Origin of the sequence: Micromonospora sp. NPDC047793, assembly GCF_040642635.1 — a bacterium.
Classification (GTDB): Bacteria; Actinomycetota; Actinomycetes; order Mycobacteriales; family Micromonosporaceae; genus Micromonospora.
In genome coordinates, this window is record NZ_JBEYSG010000012.1 from 47,630 (window position 1) to 65,374 (window position 17,745).

Annotated in this window: 17 protein-coding genes; all 17 read left to right on the top strand. The window is 70.9% G+C overall.

From position 1 onward, the window contains the following. The first annotated feature begins 35 nt into the window (after window positions 1-35). The 17 genes from ABZ738_RS22305 (at window position 36) to ABZ738_RS22385 (ending at window position 17,712) form a co-directional block, all read left to right on the top strand. Window positions 36-1,649, top strand: coding sequence for an ABC transporter substrate-binding protein (locus tag ABZ738_RS22305; protein WP_131051476.1), 1,614 nt, complete (start codon window positions 36-38; stop codon window positions 1,647-1,649). A gap of 121 nt (window positions 1,650-1,770) precedes the next feature. Beyond that, entirely contained in the window at window positions 1,771-3,831 is a 2,061-nt protein-coding gene (locus ABZ738_RS22310) for a hydantoinase/oxoprolinase family protein (RefSeq protein WP_201272280.1), read from the top strand. Next, complete coding sequence (locus ABZ738_RS22315) at window positions 3,828-5,834, top strand: hydantoinase B/oxoprolinase family protein (RefSeq protein WP_357215949.1); 2,007 nt, start codon at window positions 3,828-3,830, stop codon at window positions 5,832-5,834. The genes ABZ738_RS22310 and ABZ738_RS22315 overlap by 4 nt, the downstream gene beginning before the upstream one ends. Before the next feature lie 90 nt (window positions 5,835-5,924). Then, complete coding sequence (eutM, locus tag ABZ738_RS22320) at window positions 5,925-6,224, top strand: ethanolamine utilization microcompartment protein EutM (protein WP_117230296.1); 300 nt, start codon at window positions 5,925-5,927, stop codon at window positions 6,222-6,224. A 35-nt stretch (window positions 6,225-6,259) separates the two neighbouring features. After that, the gene (locus ABZ738_RS22325; RefSeq protein ID WP_357215952.1) at window positions 6,260-7,033 is read left to right on the top strand and encodes a hypothetical protein; all 774 of its coding nucleotides are present in this window, start codon (window positions 6,260-6,262) and stop codon (window positions 7,031-7,033) included. Continuing rightward, a complete protein-coding gene (locus tag ABZ738_RS22330; RefSeq protein WP_131052473.1) occupies window positions 7,030-8,187 on the top strand; it encodes a class I SAM-dependent methyltransferase in 1,158 nt (385 codons plus the stop codon). Before ABZ738_RS22325 ends, ABZ738_RS22330 begins: the two co-directional genes overlap by 4 nt. Before the next feature lies 1 nt (window position 8,188). After that, window positions 8,189-8,818 carry a hypothetical protein gene (locus ABZ738_RS22335; protein ID WP_131052472.1) on the top strand — a complete coding sequence of 210 codons (630 nt, stop codon included), beginning with the start codon at window positions 8,189-8,191 and terminating at the stop codon, window positions 8,816-8,818. A gap of 19 nt (window positions 8,819-8,837) precedes the next feature. Then, window positions 8,838-9,125, top strand: a complete 288-nt coding sequence (locus ABZ738_RS22340) for a EutN/CcmL family microcompartment protein (protein ID WP_131052471.1) — start codon at window positions 8,838-8,840, stop codon at window positions 9,123-9,125. Window position 9,126: 1 nt separating this feature from the next. Then, window positions 9,127-9,636: a BMC domain-containing protein gene (locus ABZ738_RS22345; protein WP_254876795.1), complete on the top strand. Its 510-nt coding sequence runs from the start codon at window positions 9,127-9,129 to the stop codon at window positions 9,634-9,636. A gap of 1 nt (window position 9,637) precedes the next feature. Beyond that, window positions 9,638-10,426 (top strand): alpha/beta hydrolase, encoded by a 789-nt coding sequence (locus ABZ738_RS22350; RefSeq protein WP_176093463.1) that lies wholly within the window; start codon window positions 9,638-9,640, stop codon window positions 10,424-10,426. After that, complete coding sequence (locus ABZ738_RS22355) at window positions 10,423-11,838, top strand: FAD-dependent oxidoreductase (RefSeq protein ID WP_161594932.1); 1,416 nt, start codon at window positions 10,423-10,425, stop codon at window positions 11,836-11,838. The genes ABZ738_RS22350 and ABZ738_RS22355 overlap by 4 nt, the downstream gene beginning before the upstream one ends. Window positions 11,839-12,030: 192 nt before the next feature. Continuing rightward, window positions 12,031-13,203, top strand: coding sequence for a CoA transferase (locus ABZ738_RS22360; RefSeq protein ID WP_357215959.1), 1,173 nt, complete (start codon window positions 12,031-12,033; stop codon window positions 13,201-13,203). Window positions 13,204-13,214: 11 nt separating this feature from the next. After that, window positions 13,215-13,850, top strand: coding sequence for an isochorismatase family protein (locus ABZ738_RS22365; protein WP_201272333.1), 636 nt, complete (start codon window positions 13,215-13,217; stop codon window positions 13,848-13,850). Continuing rightward, the gene (locus ABZ738_RS22370; protein WP_131052466.1) at window positions 13,850-14,863 is read left to right on the top strand and encodes an ABC transporter permease; all 1,014 of its coding nucleotides are present in this window, start codon (window positions 13,850-13,852) and stop codon (window positions 14,861-14,863) included. Before ABZ738_RS22365 ends, ABZ738_RS22370 begins: the two co-directional genes overlap by 1 nt. Then, window positions 14,856-15,722 carry an ABC transporter permease gene (locus ABZ738_RS22375; RefSeq protein ID WP_131052465.1) on the top strand — a complete coding sequence of 289 codons (867 nt, stop codon included), beginning with the start codon at window positions 14,856-14,858 and terminating at the stop codon, window positions 15,720-15,722. The genes ABZ738_RS22370 and ABZ738_RS22375 overlap by 8 nt, the downstream gene beginning before the upstream one ends. Further along, the gene (locus tag ABZ738_RS22380) at window positions 15,719-16,756 is read left to right on the top strand and encodes an ABC transporter ATP-binding protein (protein WP_357215964.1); all 1,038 of its coding nucleotides are present in this window, start codon (window positions 15,719-15,721) and stop codon (window positions 16,754-16,756) included. Before ABZ738_RS22375 ends, ABZ738_RS22380 begins: the two co-directional genes overlap by 4 nt. Next, window positions 16,753-17,712 (top strand): oligopeptide/dipeptide ABC transporter ATP-binding protein, encoded by a 960-nt coding sequence (locus ABZ738_RS22385; RefSeq protein WP_176092177.1) that lies wholly within the window; start codon window positions 16,753-16,755, stop codon window positions 17,710-17,712. Before ABZ738_RS22380 ends, ABZ738_RS22385 begins: the two co-directional genes overlap by 4 nt. Window positions 17,713-17,745: the final 33 nt, after the last annotated feature.

The following is a 17,745-nucleotide window of genomic DNA, read 5'->3' on the forward strand; positions in this document are numbered from 1 at the left end:
TAAAGCAACCTTGCACACAATGTGGAGGTGTCGGCATGGGAACGACTTCCGTTCGGATGCGCGCCGTGGCGGCGCTCGCCGTGACGAGCCTGGTAGTCGCGGGCTGTAGTGGAAACGACGGCGACGACACGGACGCCGGCAGCAGTCAGGCGTTGACCGTCGCCGCGCCCGGCGTGGTCTCCAGCCTCGACTCCGAGCGCTACCAGGGCTTCATCTCGATCGACCTGCTACCCAACATCTCCGGAACGCTCGTGCGCTTCACCAAGCCCGAGGCCGGCGCGACGACCCTCCAGACCCCGGACCAGATCGAGCCCGAGCTCGCCGAATCCTGGGAGCTCAGCGACGACCGCAAGCAGATGACCTTCACCCTCCGCGACGCCAAGAGCCAGTTCGGCAACGCCCTCACCGCCGAGGACGTGAAGTGGTCCGTGGACCGCATGGTCAACAGCGAGGGCGTACCGATCGCCAAGATCCTCATGGGCATCGGCGGATGGGACATCGAGAACCCGGTCACCGTCACCGACGACCGGACCGTCACGATCAACGTCGCCCAGCCGAACGCGGTCAGCGTCTCCATCCTGAGCACCTTCTTCATGACGATCTACGACTCGGTCGAGGCCAAGAAGCACGCCACCGGCGACGACCCGTACGCCTACAAGTGGCTGGGCGAGAACACCGCCACCTTCGGCCCGTACGAGGTGCGCTCGTTCGACCCGGGCAAGGAAGTCCGGCTCACCGCCAACAAGAACTACTTCCGGGGTACGCCCACGGTGACCGACGTGGTGGTGCGTGCCGTCGCCGACACCTCCAACCGGCTCCAGCTGGCCCAGAGCGGGCAGGTCGACGTCGCCAGCGCGCTCACCTTCGACCAGCTCTCCTCGCTGGAGAACAGCGACGGCGTCCGGCTCGAACGGGTGCTCTACCCCAACATCGACGTGCTGGTGCCGAACCTCAAGGCCGAGCCCTTCGACGACAAGCGGGTCCGCGAGGCCATCTCCTACGCCGTCGACCGCACGGCGATCGTCGACTCCGCGTACCAGGGGTACTCCACGGCGTCGAGCGACTTCATCCACGACGACTTCGGCGCCCCGGCGGCGGCGCAGCCCTTCACCCACAACATCGACCGGGCCAAGCAACTGCTGGCCGAGGCCGGCCTGCCCAACGGCTTCCCGATGGAGCTGGCCTACAACGCGGCCAACGTCGGCGCACACAGCGAACAGGTGGCCGTCCTGCTGCGGTCGCAACTGGCCAAGGTCGGCATCGAGGTCAAACTGAACAACGTCGCCTCCGGCGCCGACTTCGACGCCGCCAAGCGCGAGGGCAAGCTGCAGAGCTGGTTGGCCACGAGCACCCCGCTGGTGCCCGACCCCGCCTACTACCTGCAGGTCTTCTACTCCACCGGCGGCCTGACCAACCTGCAGAACTACAGCTCCACGACCGTCGACGGGCTGTCCCGGCAGATCCTCGAGACCCAGCCCGGCCCCGAGCGGGAGGCGTTGGTCAAGCAGGTCAACGACTTCATGGTGGGGGACATGCCGGCCATCCCGCTGGTCGACTCCCAGAAGTTCTACGCCTTCCGCGACGGTGTGACGGGCTTCGTCAGCTACTCCCAGGGCCACGTCAACTACTACGACATCTCCGTCTCCTGACCCGGCCGGCGTCCCCGGTGCACACGCCGGGGACGCCGACCGGCGGGGCCCACACCCGGTCCCCGTCGGGCCGACGACGACGTTCCGAGACAGCTGACGTTCCCGAGAAAGCAGGTCGTTGATGTACCGACTTGGAGTCGACGTCGGTGGCACGTTCACGGACGTCCTTCTGATCGAAGAGGCGACCGGCAGGACCCGCCGCACGAAGGTGCCCTCCACGCCGCAGGACCAGTCCGTCGGCGTCGTCGAGGGCGTGACCCGGGTCCTCGCCGACGCCACCGCCCGCGCGGCCGACATCCGTCAGTTCCTGCACGGCACGACCGTGGCCACCAACGCCGTCCTGGAACGCCGGGGCGCCCGGGTCGGCCTGATCGTGACCGTCGGCTACCGGCAGGTCCTGCACATCGCCCGGTCGTTCGTGCCCGGCGGACTCGGCGGCTGGATCGTCTGGGACCGACCCGCCGAACTGGTCGCACTGGAGGACGTCCGCGAGGTCCGGGGCCGCCTGGACGCCCGGGGCACCGAGATCGACCCGCTGGACGAGTCGGCCGTGCGGGCCGCCGTCCGCGACCTGGTCGACCGGGGTGTGGACGCCCTGGCCATCGGCTTCGTCAACTCCTACGCCAACCCCGCCCACGAACAGCGGGCCGCCGAGATCGCCGCCTCCGAGGCACCCGACGTACCGGTCTCCACCTCCGCCGGCGTCCTGCCCGAGCTGGGCGAGTACGAGCGGACCCTGACCACCGTCGCCAACGCCTACGTCCGGCCCGGCGTCGGCGCCTACCTGCGCAACCTCAGCAGCAAACTGGTCGCCGAAGGACTGGTCGGCGACCGCCGGGTGCTGCGCTCCGACGGCGGACTGATGACCTTCGAACGGGCCGAGGACATCCCGGTCAGCCTGCTGATGAGCGGACCGGCCGGCGGCGTCGCCGCAGCGGTGGCCCTCGGACCGGCCGCCGGTTTCCGGGACCTGCTCACCCTCGACATGGGCGGCACCTCCACCGACGTCGCCCTGATCGAGGACGGCACCCCGGTCATCCGCCGCGAGACGACCGTGGCCGACCTCGCCGTCCGATCACCCTCGATCGACGTACAGACCGTCGGCGCCGGCGGCGGCTCCATCGCCCACGTGCCCGAACTGACCGGCGCGCTCCGGGTCGGCCCGGCCAGCGCCGGCGCCCTGCCCGGACCGGCCACCTACGGTCGCGGCGGCGTCCTGCCCACGGTCACCGACGCCAACGTCGTGCTGGGCTACCTGCCGCACGCGCTGCTCGGCGGCGCGATGCCCCTCGACGTGGAGAAGGCCCGCACCGCCGTCGGCACCGTGGCGACCAGGCTCGGCGTGACGGTGGAGGCCGCCGCCGCCGCGATCATCGACATCGTCAACGAGAACATGCTCGGCGCCCTGCGACTGGTCTCGGTGCAGCGCGGCTACGACCCGAGACGCTTCGCCCTGTTCGGCTTCGGCGGTGCGGGCCCCCTGCACGCCAATGCCCTGGCCAAACTCCTCGGCTCGTGGCCGGTGGTGATCCCGCAGTCCCCGGGGGTGCTCTGCGCCTACGGAGACGCCTCCACCGGTGTGCGCGCCGAGGCGAACAAGTCACTGGTCCGCCCCCTCGACGACCTCGACGAGACGCACCTGCGGCGCGAGTTCACCGACCTGGCCGCCCAGATCGACACCGAGTTCGACCGGGCCGAGGTGCCCGCCGAGGCCCGGACGGTCCGCTTCGAGGCCGACGTGCGCTATCACGGGCAGGGCTTCGAGGTCCCCGTCGGCGTCCCGGCGTCCGGCCAGGAGCCGCTGATCCCCACGCTGCGCGACGGTTTCGACGAGGCCCACCGACGCCTGTTCGGCTTCGCCCTCGACGAGCAGCACGAGATCGTCAACATCCGCGCGGTGGGGGTCTCCGACGCCGAACGGATCAGACCCGTCGAGATCGAGTCGGGCGACCACGACGCCTCCCGCGCGGTCATCGGCCGCCAACGCGTGTACGTCGACGGCGGCTGGCAGGAAGCGGCCCTCTACGACCGCACCGCCCTGCGTGCCGGCGACGAACTGCGCGGGCCCGCGATCGTGGTCGAGATGGATTCCACCAGCCTGGTCCTGCCGGGCTGCGTCGCGCGCGTCGACAGGCTGGGCAACCTGCTCATCCTGCCCGCCGAGGAGAAAGGGCTCCGATGAGTGCCGTCATCGTCGAGACGACCCGGCCCCAGCGTCCGGTCGAGGTCGAGACCGCCGTGCTCGACATCGTCGAGAACGCCCTGCGTAACGCCCGTTTCGAGATGGACGCGGTCGTCCTGCGCACCGCGATGTCCCCGGGCATCCGCGAACAGAACGACGCCTTCCCGCTGATCGCCGACCGCAAGGGTCGGATGGTCGCCGGACAGTTCGGCTCCTTCATCGACGGCTTCCTCTCCGGCTACGACGGCACGGTGGAGGAGGGCGACGTCTTCTTCACCTCCGACCCGTACGCCTGTGACGGCGCGATCAGCCACGCCAACGACTGGCTGGTGCTGCTGCCGATCTATGCCGACGGGACGTTGGTCGGCTGGGCGGCGATGTTCGGCCACATGAGCGACGTCGGCGGCAAGGTGCCGGGAAGCCTCCCGACCGACGCGGTGTCGATCTTTGAAGAGGGCGTCATCGTCCCGCCGGTGAAACTGGTCCGGGGCGGAACGCTCGACCAGCAGCTGCTGGACACCGTCCTGAACCAGGTGCGCCTGCCGAACTGGAACCGGGCCGACCTCAACGCGGTGCTGGCGTCCTGCCGGACCGCCGAGACCCGGGTCCGGGAACTGTGCGAGCGCTTCGGCCTGGACACCTACCTCTCGACGCTGGACCTGCTGCTGGAACGCAACCGGCAGGCCATGGCGAAGCTGTTCCGGCAGGTCGTGCCCGAACAGCCGGTCACCTTCGAGGACTACATCGACGACGACGGGCGCGGCAGCGGGCCGTTCCGCATCCGGTGCACCCTCTGGCGCGACGGCGACCGGGTGGTACTCGACTTCACCGGCACCAGCGACCAGGCCGAGGGCTCGATCAACTTCCTGTTGAACGAGAACGTGCTGCGGATGTTCTTCGGCGTGTACACCATCATGGCCGTCGACCCGTTGATCATGTTCAACGACGGGTTCTATCCACTGGTCGACGTCCGCATCCCCGAGGGCAGCCTGCTCAAGCCCCGACGACCGGCGGCACTGTCCTGCCGGACGCACGCCCTGGGCCGCCTCTTCGACGTCCTGGCCGGGCTGCTCGGCCAGTGCCAGCCGGACTTCCTCTGCGCGGCCGGCTTCTCGTCCAGCCCGCACCTGATGTACTCCGGCCTGGACCGCTCCGGCACCTGGTTCCAGCTCTACCAGATCGGCTTCGGCGGGGTACCCGCCCGACCGATCGGCGACGGCTTCGACGGCCACTCGATGTGGCCCTCGTTCACCAACGTGCCGAACGAGTACCTGGAGGCGTACTACCCGCTGCGCATCGAGTCCTACGAGTCGATCCCGGACTCCGGCGGCGCCGGCCGCCACCGCGGCGGCAACGGCATCCGGGTGGGCTACCGGTTTCTCGAACCGGGCGAGGTCTCCATCCACGACGACCGGTGGTTCACCAAACCCTGGGGTGTGCTGGGCGGTGAGCCGGGCCAGCGCGGCACGAAGATCCTGGAACGGGCCGACGGATCGCAGCAGACCGTGCCGGCCAAGTGCGACCACGTCGGCGTACGCCCCGGCGACCTGCTGCACTTCGTCACGTGGGGTGGCGGCGGCTGGGGCGACCCGCTGGAACGCGACCCGGACCAGGTGCGCCACGACGTCGAACGGGGACTGGTCACCGTCGAGGGCGCCCGCCGCTACGGGGTGGTCCTGGTCGGCGACCGCGTCGACGAGGAGCAGACCCGCAGACTCCGCGCCGAGATCGCCGCGAACCGTGCGGAGCTGCCCCGCTTCCACCGCGGCGGCACGGTCGAGGAACTGCGGGCCCGCTGCCGGACCGAGACCGGCCTGGAACCGCCCCGCGAACCGGCACCCAGCCGCGCATCCGCGCAGCCCACCGGCGGCACCGGGCCCGGCGGCACGCCGTCGGCGGCACCGGGCGGCGCACGGTCCACCGGAACGCGTCCGCAGACGACCCCCCGCACCCCGCTGGAGGTGCTCGTGCACCGCATCGCCCGGCAGGTGACCGGGCGATGAACGAGCACCCCCGCCACACCCGCAAGGCCCTGAACAGCGGCGGACACCCGTCCGCCGACGAACTACCGGAGGAGAACTGTCATGGCTGACCTGCAGATGTCCGCGCTCGGAATGATCGAGACCCGCGGCCTGGTCGCGGCGATCGAGGCTGCCGACGCGATGGTCAAGGCCGCCACCGTCGTGCTGGTGGGCACCGAGTACGTCGGCGGTGGCCTGGTCACCGTGGTCGTGCGCGGTGACGTCGGCGCGGTCAAGGCCGCCACGGACGCCGGGGCGGCCAGCGCCTCCCGGCTCGGTGAGGTCGTCTCCGTGCACGTCATCCCGCGCCCGCACGGCGAGGTCGAGGCGATCCTGCCGACCGGGGCCACCCGGGGCGGAACCAAGGCCTGAACAGGGCGCCGCGTGCTCGTCGAAGGAGTTGATACATGAGTCGGGTATGGACTGCGGTCGATATCGAAGACGTCGCCCGGTCGACCGGGCCGCGCGAAATCCTTCTGGGCGCGCGTGACCTGATCTCGCCGCACGCGGAGGACCTCGCCCGCAACCTGGGCATCAACGTCCGCAGAGCAGGACAGGACGCGCCACCGCCGACGCCCGCGCCACCGGCACCGACCGGTTCCGGCGGCACGGGCGCCGGGTGCGGCGACGCCGACGACTGCTCGTGCGGCTGCACCAGCGCCGAGGAAGAGGCGGAACGGACCATCCGTACCGTCGCCGCCGCCGTGCTGTCGGCGAACCCGGACGCCGACGCCTCGACGGTGGCCAACGAGACGCTCAAGGCTCTGGGTGCGTTCGGCGGACCGGGAGTGGGCCGCCCCGACCAGGCGCAACCGCTGCCCGGGCAGTCGCTGCCCAAGAAGGCGAAGGGCGCCCGCCCGCAGTTCTTCGCCGAACCGGGCATGGAGGCCCTCGTCTCGACCGTGGTCACCCTCTCCTCCGAGGTGTGGGTGCTGCGGGAACGGTTGACGACCCTGGAACAGATCCTCGCCGACCGGCGGGTGGTCGAGCGCGGCGCCGTGGACGCCTACCCGGTCTCCGACGCCGACGCGCAGGCCCGCGACACCGAGGCGGCGGCGTTCGTCGCCCGGGTGCTGCGGGTCTTCTACGAGTGGCGCGAGGAGATCGTGCGGGAGGAGACCCCGGAGTCCTACCGGGAGGTCATCCGGCAGGCCTTCGCACAGGTGGGGGAGGGGAAATGACGCAGCAGGAGCACGGTGTCCTGCCCCGCGAGAACCACGACGAACTCGCACGCGAGAACTTCGTCCGGGCACTGAAGTCGCACATCTCCACCGAGGTGACCCCCGGGGTCCGGGAGCTGTACGCCCACCGCGTCGCCCCCCGCTACCAACAGGAGATGGGCGTCGCACCCCGGGACCGGGAGGCGGTCCGCCGCGCCATGGAACCGGAGCCGTACTACCAGCTCTGGAGTTCCGTGCGCCGGGCGAGCCAGGACCTGCTCTGGAACGTGGTGGCCGACAGCATCGCCCGGCAGTGGGACGACCTGGCCGCCCGCGCGCAGCGGGCGGAACGGGGGCTCGGCTCCCTCGACCTGGATCCCGCCTTCGAACTGCCCTGGTACTTCTGGGGCATCGACATCCACGCCATGCCCGGCGGCTACCGGGGTGAGTACGTGGCGGACGACCTCACCGCCGGAGCCCTCTACGACCGGGGCGTCTACGTCTACGCCATGGGCCAGATGGGTGCCCTCAACGACGACTACGGCCAGTCCGTGGTCAACAACTACCTCAAGCAGTCCCACCGGGACTTCCGCCCGAAGCGGATCCTGGAGATCGGCTGCGGGGTGGGCAACTCGACGCTGCCCTACGTCGACGCCTACCCGAACGCCGAGGTGCACGGCATCGACGTCGGCGCGGCCCTGCTGCGCTATGGCCACGCCCGCGCCGAGTCACTCGGCCGCAAGGTGCACTTCTCGCAGCAGAACGCCGAGGCGACCTCGTTCCCGGACGGGCACTTCGACCTGATCGTCTCGCACATCGTGCTGCACGAGGTGCCGCCGGACGCGGTACGCGCCATCCTGCGCGAGTGCCACCGGCTACTCGCCCCCGGGGGCATGATGATCCACGCGGACTTCCCCGGCTACGCCGGACTCGACCCGCTGGTGCAGTTCCTCATCGACTGGGACACCTGGAACAACAACGAGCCGTTCTGGGGCCCGATGCGGGACATGGATCTCCTCCAGGCCGCCCGGGACGCCGGATTCACCGGCGACTGCTCGGAGCTGTCCTGCAAACGCGAGTGCGTCGAGGAGGTCAGCACGCCGACCGGTCGCGTCCTGCAGAGCGGCGAACGTCGGCGCAGTGGCACCCTCTCGCTGCTCGTGGGTCGGCGCTGACATGGCCGGCAGCGAGGTCGAGCTGCGCACGTACGCCTTCGTCGACCGACTCCAGCCACAGATGGCCGCACTGCTCGGCAGCGTGATGTCCGGTGACCCGGTCGTCGAGGGGATGTCCCAGCTCTTCCTGGAGATCTCGCCCGGCAGCGACGTCTACGCCCTGGTCGACGCGGCCGTCAAGGGCGCCGGGGTCCGGCCCGGCTCCCAGGTCGTCGAACGCCAGTACGGCATGACGGAACTGCACTCGATGTCGCAGGACGCCGTACGCCAGGCCGGTCGCACCATCCTCGACCTGCTCGGGATGACCGAGGCCGACGCACAGCCTGCGGAACTGGTCTCGGCGAAGGTCGTCTCCAACATCGACGCCTATCAGGCGCAGCTGGTCAACCGGTCGAAGAAGGGCTCCCTGCTGGTGGCCGGCGAGTCGATGCTGGTGGTGGAGTGCCAGCCGGCCGCCTACATCTCCGCCGTCGGCAACGAGGTGGAGAAGTCCGCCGACGTCAAGATCGTGGACGTGCGCGGCGTCGGCCAGTTCGGTCGGTTGTGGGTCTCCGGGCTGCACGCGGAGATCGAGTCGGCCCGGCAGGCCGTCCGGCAGGCCTTCGAGAAGACGCCCTGGTCCCGGCGATAGAGGAACGAGGTGATCCGGTATGCGTATCGCCCGGGTGATCGGGTCGGTGGTCAGCACCATCAAGGCCGACACGCTGACCGGCGCCAAGCTGCTCGTCGTCACGCCCCTGGGTGAGGGACACGCCGTGGAGCCGTACGTCGCCGTCGACACCGTCGGCGCGGGCCGGGGCGAGGTCGTCCTGGTCGCCTGCGGCAGTGCCGCACGACTGGCGGAACGGCAATCCAGCCAGGCGCCCGTGGACTCCACCATCGTCGCGATCGTCGACCGGTTGGAGACCGAGGCGTGGGTCAACTATGTGAAGGACTGACGTGGACCTGTGGAATGCGGGTGCGCTCGGCATGGTCGAGACGCGCGGACTGGCTGCCTCGATCGTCGCCGTCGACGTGATGACCAAGGCAGCCGAGGTGACGGTGATCGGCGTCAGCCGCATCGGCGACGGTCTCGTCACGGTCTCCTTCATCGGCGACATGGCCTCGGTGACGGCGGCGGTGGACAGCGCCCGACGGGCGGTCGCGGCGACCGGCGGCACGATCGCCGCGACCGTCGTGGGTCGTCCCGCCGTGCCGGCCCACCTCGTCCGGGACACCCCACCGACCGGCCGGCACCCCCGCGCGGCCGAAGGACCCGACGACGCCGGACCGGAACCCGAGGCCACCCGGGTGGAGGACCGGCCGGACCCGGTCGGGGAGAGCACCGTCGAGGGCGACCGCCCCGCGTCGCCCGCACCCGGCGGGAGCCCGAAACGACGCTCCGCGCGGTCGACGGCCCCGAAGCGGCGGCCCCCGCCGCCCACCCCACCGATCGAGCGAGGGGAGTGACATGCGCGGATACGTGGGCCCGCAGGGGGCCCAGATCCACTACCGCAGCAGCGGCACCCGGGGACCGGCCCTCGTGCTGTTGCACGAGTCGCCGCAGGCCTCCAACGTCTTCGCGCCGGCCATGCCCGCGCTCGGCCGATCACTGCGCGCGTACGCCTTCGACACCCCCGGGTACGGGCAGTCCGACCCGCCGCCCGAGCCCCCGGACATCCCCGGCTACGCGCGCCTTCTGCTCGACGCCGTCGACGCGCTGGGCATCGACGAGTTCGCCGTCGCCGGACAGCACACCGGCGCCTCCCTGGCGCTGGCGGTCACCGACCTGGCCACGCCCGGCCGGGTCACCCACGCGATCCTGTCCGGCCTCGTGCTCGACCGGGCCGAACGCGAACAGTTGGGTGCCACCTGGGCGCCGGACAAGCCGATCGACCCGTCCGGCCAGCATCTTCGCGACCTCTGGGCGCGCTACCTGGACATCTGGGAACAGCCACCGGAGCTGGTCAACCTCGCGGTGGCCAACATCGCCTCGGTGTTCGACCGGTACAACTGGGCCTACCGCGCCGCCTTCCGCTACGACCCGACCGAGCCGCTGCGCACCGCACCCTGCCCGGTCCTGCTGCTCACCGCGGCACGCGACATGCTCGCCCACTGCGACGACATCGCCCGGCTGATCCGTCCGGACGCGACGTCGATCCAACTGACCGACACCACCGGGCAACTGCCGTGGCGGGTGCCGGAGGAGTTCGCCGCCGCAGTGGTCTCCTTCGTCACCGGATCCGGGCGGACACCGTGACCGGCCACGCCGACGTTTTGGTGATCGGTGCCGGCACCGCAGGTCTGCCCTGCGCGATCGAGGCGGCCCGGGCCGGGCTCCGGGTCGACCTGGTCGACACCGGCACCGACATCGGCGGCACCCTGCGGGTCTCCGCCGGGCACATGAGCGCCGCCGGCACCCGTCGGCAACGCGCCGCCGGCATCGACGACGACCCGGACCGGCACTTCGCCGACGTGCAGCGCATCGGGCACGGCCACGGCGACCCCGCCCTGATCCGCCTGGCCGTCGACGAGGCACCCGGCGTCGTCGACTGGCTCGACGAGAACGGCTTCCCGTTCGCACCCGGTATGCCGGTGCTCTACCACGGGCACTCGCCGTACTCCCGACCCCGCACCTACTGGGGCGTCGACCGGGGCCGCTCGATCCGCGAGACGCTACGACCACTGCTCGCCGCGCAGGTGGACGCCGGCCGGGTCACCCTGCGGCTGCGCTCGCGCGCCCTGCGACTGACCACCGAGGGCGGCACCGTCACCGGCGCCGTCGTACGCACCCCCGAGGGTGACCGCGAGCTGCGCGCCGGCGTCACGGTGCTGGCGTCGGGCGGGTACGGGGCCAACCCGCAGATGTTCTCCGCGGTGACCCCGGGCGCACCCCGCCTGGTGACCAACGCCGAGCCCACCTCCACCGGCGACGCGGTCGAGATGGCGACGCCGCTGGGTGCCACCGTCCGCTTCGCCGACCTGCACACCCCGCGCCTCGGCCTGCTCGAACGTCGCTCGACGCCGGGCCGGGTGGACTTCTGGTCCGAGGTGGCGCATCTGGCGCCCGCCGAACGCGCACCCCGGGAGATCTGGGTCAACGCCGACGGCGACCGGTTCGTGGCCGAGGATCTCGGCGACGTCACGCGTCACGAGCGGGCCGTGCAGAGCCAGCCGGGAGCCGCGTTCTGGATCGTCTGCGACGACGCGGCCGTCGACGCCGGGTCACCCCTGGTGCCCGCGTGGGGGCCGGACGGGCTGCGCGCCCAGGCGCGGCAGGGGGACGTCGCCTGGGTCGCCGACGACCTCACCGACCTGGCCGTGCGGGCGGGAATCGATCCGGACGGCCTGCGGCGCACCGTGCGGGCGTACCACCTGGCGGTCGACCGGGGCGTCGACCCGCTGGGCCGACGCGCCCTGGACCACCGGGTGGCCCGGCCGCCCTTCTACGCGGTGCGGTCGGCCGCCGCGCTGCTCTGCAGCTTCGGCGGCCTGGACGTCGACCCCACCTTCCGGGTACGCCGCGACGACGGCGGGGTCGTCGCCGGTCTCTACGCCGTCGGTGAGGCCATCGGCATGGGAGCCACCAGCGGCGCCGCGTTCTGCGGGGGAATGGCGGTGACCCCGGCGTTGGCGTTCGGGCGACTGCTCGGCCGCCGGCTCGGCGGGTGACCCGCATGGCACCGCACTGACCGTCCTGTATGCACGGAGGTTCATCACGGGAATCAGCTTTGGCTCTGGCCGGTAAAAGCCGCTGTTGACAGCGGGTGACGCAGAACTATTGTATACAAACACCCAGTCGGGTGGCTGCTATGAGAGGTGTCCATGTCTAGCGATACGCACCACGAAGGACCGCTCCACGGCGTGCGCGTGATCGAGTTCGGGTCCCTGCTCGCGGGCCCCTTCTGCAGCCAACTGCTGGCCGACTTCGGCGCCGACGTCATCAAGTGCGAGCCGCCGCGCCAGGGCGACCCGATGCGCGAGTGGGGCCAGGAGAAGCCACACGGCAAGTCACTGTGGTGGCCGATCGTCGCCCGCAACAAGAAGTCGATCACCGTCGACCTGCGCACACCCGAGGGCCAGGCGGTCGCCCGACAGCTGATCGCGCAGAGCGACGTGGTGGTCGAGAACTTCCGACCCGGGACGATGGAACGCTGGGGCCTCGGCTACGAGGACCTGTCCGCCGACAACCCCGGCCTGGTCATGGTGCGCGTCTCCGGCTTCGGCCAGACCGGACCGTACTCCAGCCGACCCGGCTACGGCTCGGTCGGCGAGGCGATGGGCGGCCTGCGCTACGTCGTCGGCGACCCGCAGACCCCGCCCAGCCGGGTGGGCGTCAGCCTCGGCGACTCCCTCGCCGGCACCTTCGCCGCCCTGGGTGCGGTGATGGCCCTGCGGGTACGCGACCAGAGCGGTCGCGGCCAGATCGTCGACTCGGCGATCTACGAGGCGGTCCTGGCGATGATGGAGTCGCTGCTGCCCGAGTACACGCTCGGCGGCCACGTCCGCGAACGCACCGGCGCGATCCTGCCGAACATCGCACCCTCCAACGTCTATCCCACCCGCGACGACGGCCTGCTGCTCATCGCCGCCAACCAGGACACCGTCTTCCGGCGCCTGGCCGCGGCCATGGACATGCCCGAACTGAGCACCGACCCCCGCTTCGCCACCCACGCCGCCCGAGGCCACCACCAGGGCGAACTCGACGCGATCATCGCCGAGTGGTCGGGCCGGCACGACACCGAACACCTGATGGCCGTCATGATCAAACACGACGTCCCGGTCGGCCGCGTCTACCGCGCTCCGGAGATGCTCGACGACGAGCACTTCGCCGCTCGCGAAGCCATCGTCCGAGTCGACCACCCCGAATTCGGCGAGTTCCCGATGCAGAACGTCGTACCGCGACTGTCGAGGACACCCGGCCGGGTCAAATGGACCGGCCCCCGCCTCGGCGAACACACCGACCAGGTGCTGACCGACATCGTCGGCCTGGCCAAGGCCGAGATCAACGAACTGCGTGCCAGCGGCGTCATCTAGAGGCGGACACGGTGAATGACCTCCACGCGGACTACCGCGACGCCGGCTTCGGCGGCGACCTGGGCCACGGCACCCGCCGCGCGCTCCTCATCGTCGACCTGGTGCGCGCCTACCTCGACCCGGCCTCCCCCCTCTATGCCGGCGACGAGAACCCGCCGGCCCTGCGGGCCTGCACGGTCCTGCTCGACGCCGCCCGACGCCACGGCGTCCCGGTGATCCACACCCGGGTCGAGCTCGCCCCCGGCGGGATCGACGGCGGCCTGTTCGCCCGCAAGGTGCCCGCCCTGCGGGTCTTCGAACGCGGCAGCGAACTCGCCGCCGCGCCGCCGGCCCTGGCACCCGCCGCCGGCGAGGCGGTCGTGACCAAGCAGTACGCCAGCGCCTTCTTCGGCACCAGCCTCGCCAGCACCCTGCGCGTCATGGGAGTGGACGCCCTGCTTATCGCGGGCGCCTCGACCAGCGGATGCGTCCGGGCGAGCGCCGTGGACGCGCTGCAGCACGGCTACGTGCCACTCGTCGTCGCCGACGCCTGCCTCGACCGGGACCCACGCCCGCACGAGGCCGCCCTGTTCGACCTCGGCGCCAAGTACGCACAGGTCCTGACCCTGGACGAGGCGACCACCCTGCTCGAACCGGGAGGTGCGTGATGCGGGTCCTCAGATACGCCCGCCGACGGATCCTCTTCCTCCCGGTCGGCCTGCTCTCCGTCATCGTGCTGGCATTCCTGCTGGTCAACGCGCTGCCCGGCAACCCGGCCGGCGTCATCGCCGGGCCGGCCGCCTCCCCGACGGAACTGGCCGAGATCGAACGCCGACTCGGCCTGGACCAGCCCCTGTGGGAACGCTTCGTCACCTACCTCGGCAACCTGGTCCAAGGCGACCTCGGCTCGTCCTACTACACCGACCGGCCCATCCTCGACGAGATCCTGCGGTTCGCCCCGGCGACCCTGGAACTGGTGTTCCTCTCGCTGACCCTCGCCGCACTCCTCGGCATCGGCCTCGGCACACTGGGCGCCTACCGCAAGGGCACGGTCGCCGACCGCACCTCCCGCTTCGTCGTCACCACCTTCCAGTCCATCCCCGACTTCTTCCTGGCGCTGCTCCTGATCTACCTGCTCTTCTATCTCGCCGGGTGGGCGCCGGCACCGGTCGGACGACTCGGTCTGATGGACGAACCACCGCCGACCGTGACCGGGGCGCTGCTGCTGGACTCCCTGCTCGCCGGTGACATGGGCACCTTCCGATCGGCGGTGGCGCACTCCGTGCTGCCCGTCCTCACGCTCGGCATCTACTACTCCGCGTACTTCGCCCGCAGCACGTACGCCTCCCTGGTGCCGGCCCTGGAGTCCAAACAGGTCGAATTCGCCCGCGCCAGCGGCCTGCGCGAGCGCACCGTCCTCGCGTACGCCTTCCGCCAGGCCCGGACCCCGATCCTGACCTACGGCGGCATCCTCCTCGCCGCGCTGCTCGGCGGCGCGGCCATCATCGAGACCATCTTCTCCTGGGGTGGCTTCGGCGAGTGGGCGATCGACTCGATCCTCCAGCTCGACATCCCGGCCGTGCAGGGCTTCATCCTGGCCGCCGGACTCGGGACCCTGTTGGCCTTCACCGCGCTGGACATCTTGGTCGCGGCGCTCGACCCGAGGGTGCGCTATGACTGAGACCCTGGCCGCCGACCCCACCACGGTCACCGCCCCGACGACCAAGAAACGACCCCGGGGCCACCGACGGTGGCGACTGTGGGTGCCCGGCACCATCCTGACCAGCATGCTCGCCGCGGCCTATCTCGCTCCACTGCCGCACGACCCGGCGGAACCCTCCACCAACACCCTCACCGCCCCCGACGGCGAGCACTGGATGGGCACCGACAAGTTCGGCCTCGACGTGTTCAGCCGCCTGGTGGCCTCCGCCGGGGTGGACATCCCGTTGGCCCTCGCCGGCATGCTGATCTCACTCGTGATCGGCGTGCTGCTCGGGCTCGCCGCCCTGCACCGCGGACCGTGGGGCGAACGGGTCGTCCGGGCCCTCGACGTCTTCCAGGCGTTCCCGCTGCTGATCCTGGCCATCGCCCTGGTCGCGCTGATGGGCAACAACATCGAGAACGTCGTCGTCGCCATCGCCATCATCAACGTCCCCCGCTTCGTCCGACTGGTCCGCAGCGAGGGACTGACCATCCGGGAGAGCCGCTACATCGAGGCGGCCCACGCCATCGGCGCGACCGGGCCGCGCGTGATGTTCCGGCACGTCCTGCCGAACATGACCGGCATCATCCTGGCCCAGGCGTCACTGGCGGTCGCGCACTCGATCGTCGTGATCGCCTCCCTCTCCTTCCTCGGCATCGGCATCAACGCCGCCGACGCGAGCTGGGGCGCGATGATCCAGACAGGAGCGCAGAACATGACGACCGGCCAGTGGTGGGTCTCGGTCTTTCCCGGACTCGCCATCTTCCTCACCGTGCTCTGCTTCAACGCCATCAGCGACGAACTGCAGGACACCTTCGGCCGGGCGAGGCAACGATGAGCCTGCTCAACGCGCGACGACGACCCGACAGTCGGCCCACCCCGCCGCCGTCCGACGGCTCCGCCGGACGCCTGCTGGAGGTCAACGGCCTGACCACCCGGTTCGACACACCCGACGGCCTGGTCCACGCGGTCAACGGCGTCGACTTCCACGTCGACCGGGCCGAGATCGTCGGCGTCGTCGGCGAGAGCGGATGCGGCAAGTCGGTGACCATCCGGTCCATCCTCGGCCTGGTCCGGTCCCCCGGCCGGGTGGTCGAGGGCACCGCCCGCTTCGACGGGGTCGACCTGCTCGGCCTGCGCCGCACCGAGCTGCGCCGACTACGCGGCAAGGAGATCGGCTTCATCGCCCAGAACCCGTTCAGCGCCCTGAACCCGGTGATGCGCATCCACCGGCAGTTCGCCACCATCATGGCCGCGCACGGGGTCAAGGCCGACGGCGAGGTCCGGGACCGGGCCCGTACCGCCCTCACCGACGTCGGCATCGCCGGACCGGACCGGGTCCTCGACGGCTACGCCCACCAGTTGAGCGGCGGCATGGCCCAACGCGTGGTGATCGCCATGGCCATGCTGCTCAACCCGACCTTCGTGATCGCCGACGAACCGACCACCGGCCTGGACCTGACCGTGCAACGGCAGATCCTGGACCTCATCCGCCGCCTGGTCCGCGAACACGACCGCTCGATGCTCCTGGTCACCCACGATCTCGGTGTCGTCGCGCAGTACTGCGACCGGGTCGTCGTCATGTACGCCGGCAAGGTCATCGAACACGGCACCGTCCGGGAGGTCCTCAAGGACCCCCGCCACCCGTACACCCAGGCGCTCATCCGCGCCATTCCCCGGCCCGGTCAGCCGCTGGTGCACCTCACCGGTCGACTGCCCGACCTGATCGACTACCCGTCCGGATGCCCCTTCCGGGACCGCTGCCCGCACGCCTTCGCACCGTGCGCCCAGGTGGTCCCGGCCGCGGTGACCCAGACCTCCGGCCGGACGTACTGGTGTCACCTGCCCCAGGAGAAGGAGGCAGCGCAGTGAGTCTGCTGGAGTTGACCAACGTCAGCAAGGAGTTCCACGTCGGCGGCAGCACGCGGGTCTACGCGCTGGACGACGTGTCGCTCTCGGTGGACGCCGGAGAGACCGTGGCGGTCATCGGCGAGAGCGGATCCGGCAAGTCGACGCTGGGGCGGCTGGCACTGCGCCTGATCGAACCGACCCGGGGCTCGGTACGCTTCGACGGCACCGACATGCTCGCGCTGCCCGCCGCCGAGATGCGCAAGCTCCGCGCGAAGATACAGATCATCTTCCAGGAGCCGTTCGAGTCGCTGAACCCCCGGATGCGGGTGGCCGACATCATCGGCGAACCACTGGCCATCCACCGGCCTGCGATGACCACACCACAGCGCCGTGACCGGGTCGCGCAGATGATCGAACAGGTCGGACTCGCCCCCGACATGGCACGACGGTATCCCGGCGAACTCAGCGGCGGGCAGCAGCAGCGAGTCGGCATCGCCCGAGCCGTGGTGACCGAGCCGTCCCTGGTCGTGCTGGACGAACCCACGTCCTCCCTCGACCTGTCGGTCCGCGCCCAGATCCTGCGCCTGCTCGCCGACCTGCAGGCCGAACTCGGCATGGGCTACCTGTTCATCTCCCACGACATCCACACGGTCCGGTACGTCAGCGACCGCATCGCCGTCATGTACCGGGGGCGGGTCGTCGAGACCGGCCCGTCCGAGCTGGTGTTCTCCGATCCACAGCACCCGTACACCCGCGCCCTGCTGGCGGCGGCCCTGCCCGTCGATCCCGACCAGGAACTGGCCCCGGCCCGGCTGGTCGGTGACCCGCTGAGTCCGACCCAGCTCGTACCGGGATGTGTCCTGCACGGACGCTGCCCGGTCGGTGAGGACCGATGTGTACAGACCGAGGTGCGGCTGACGCCGATCGGCGCCGACCGGGAGGTGGCCTGCATCAAACCCGGAGCGCCCGGGAGCTGACGCCCACGACGGCGGGGAGGCGGGTGCGGGCCC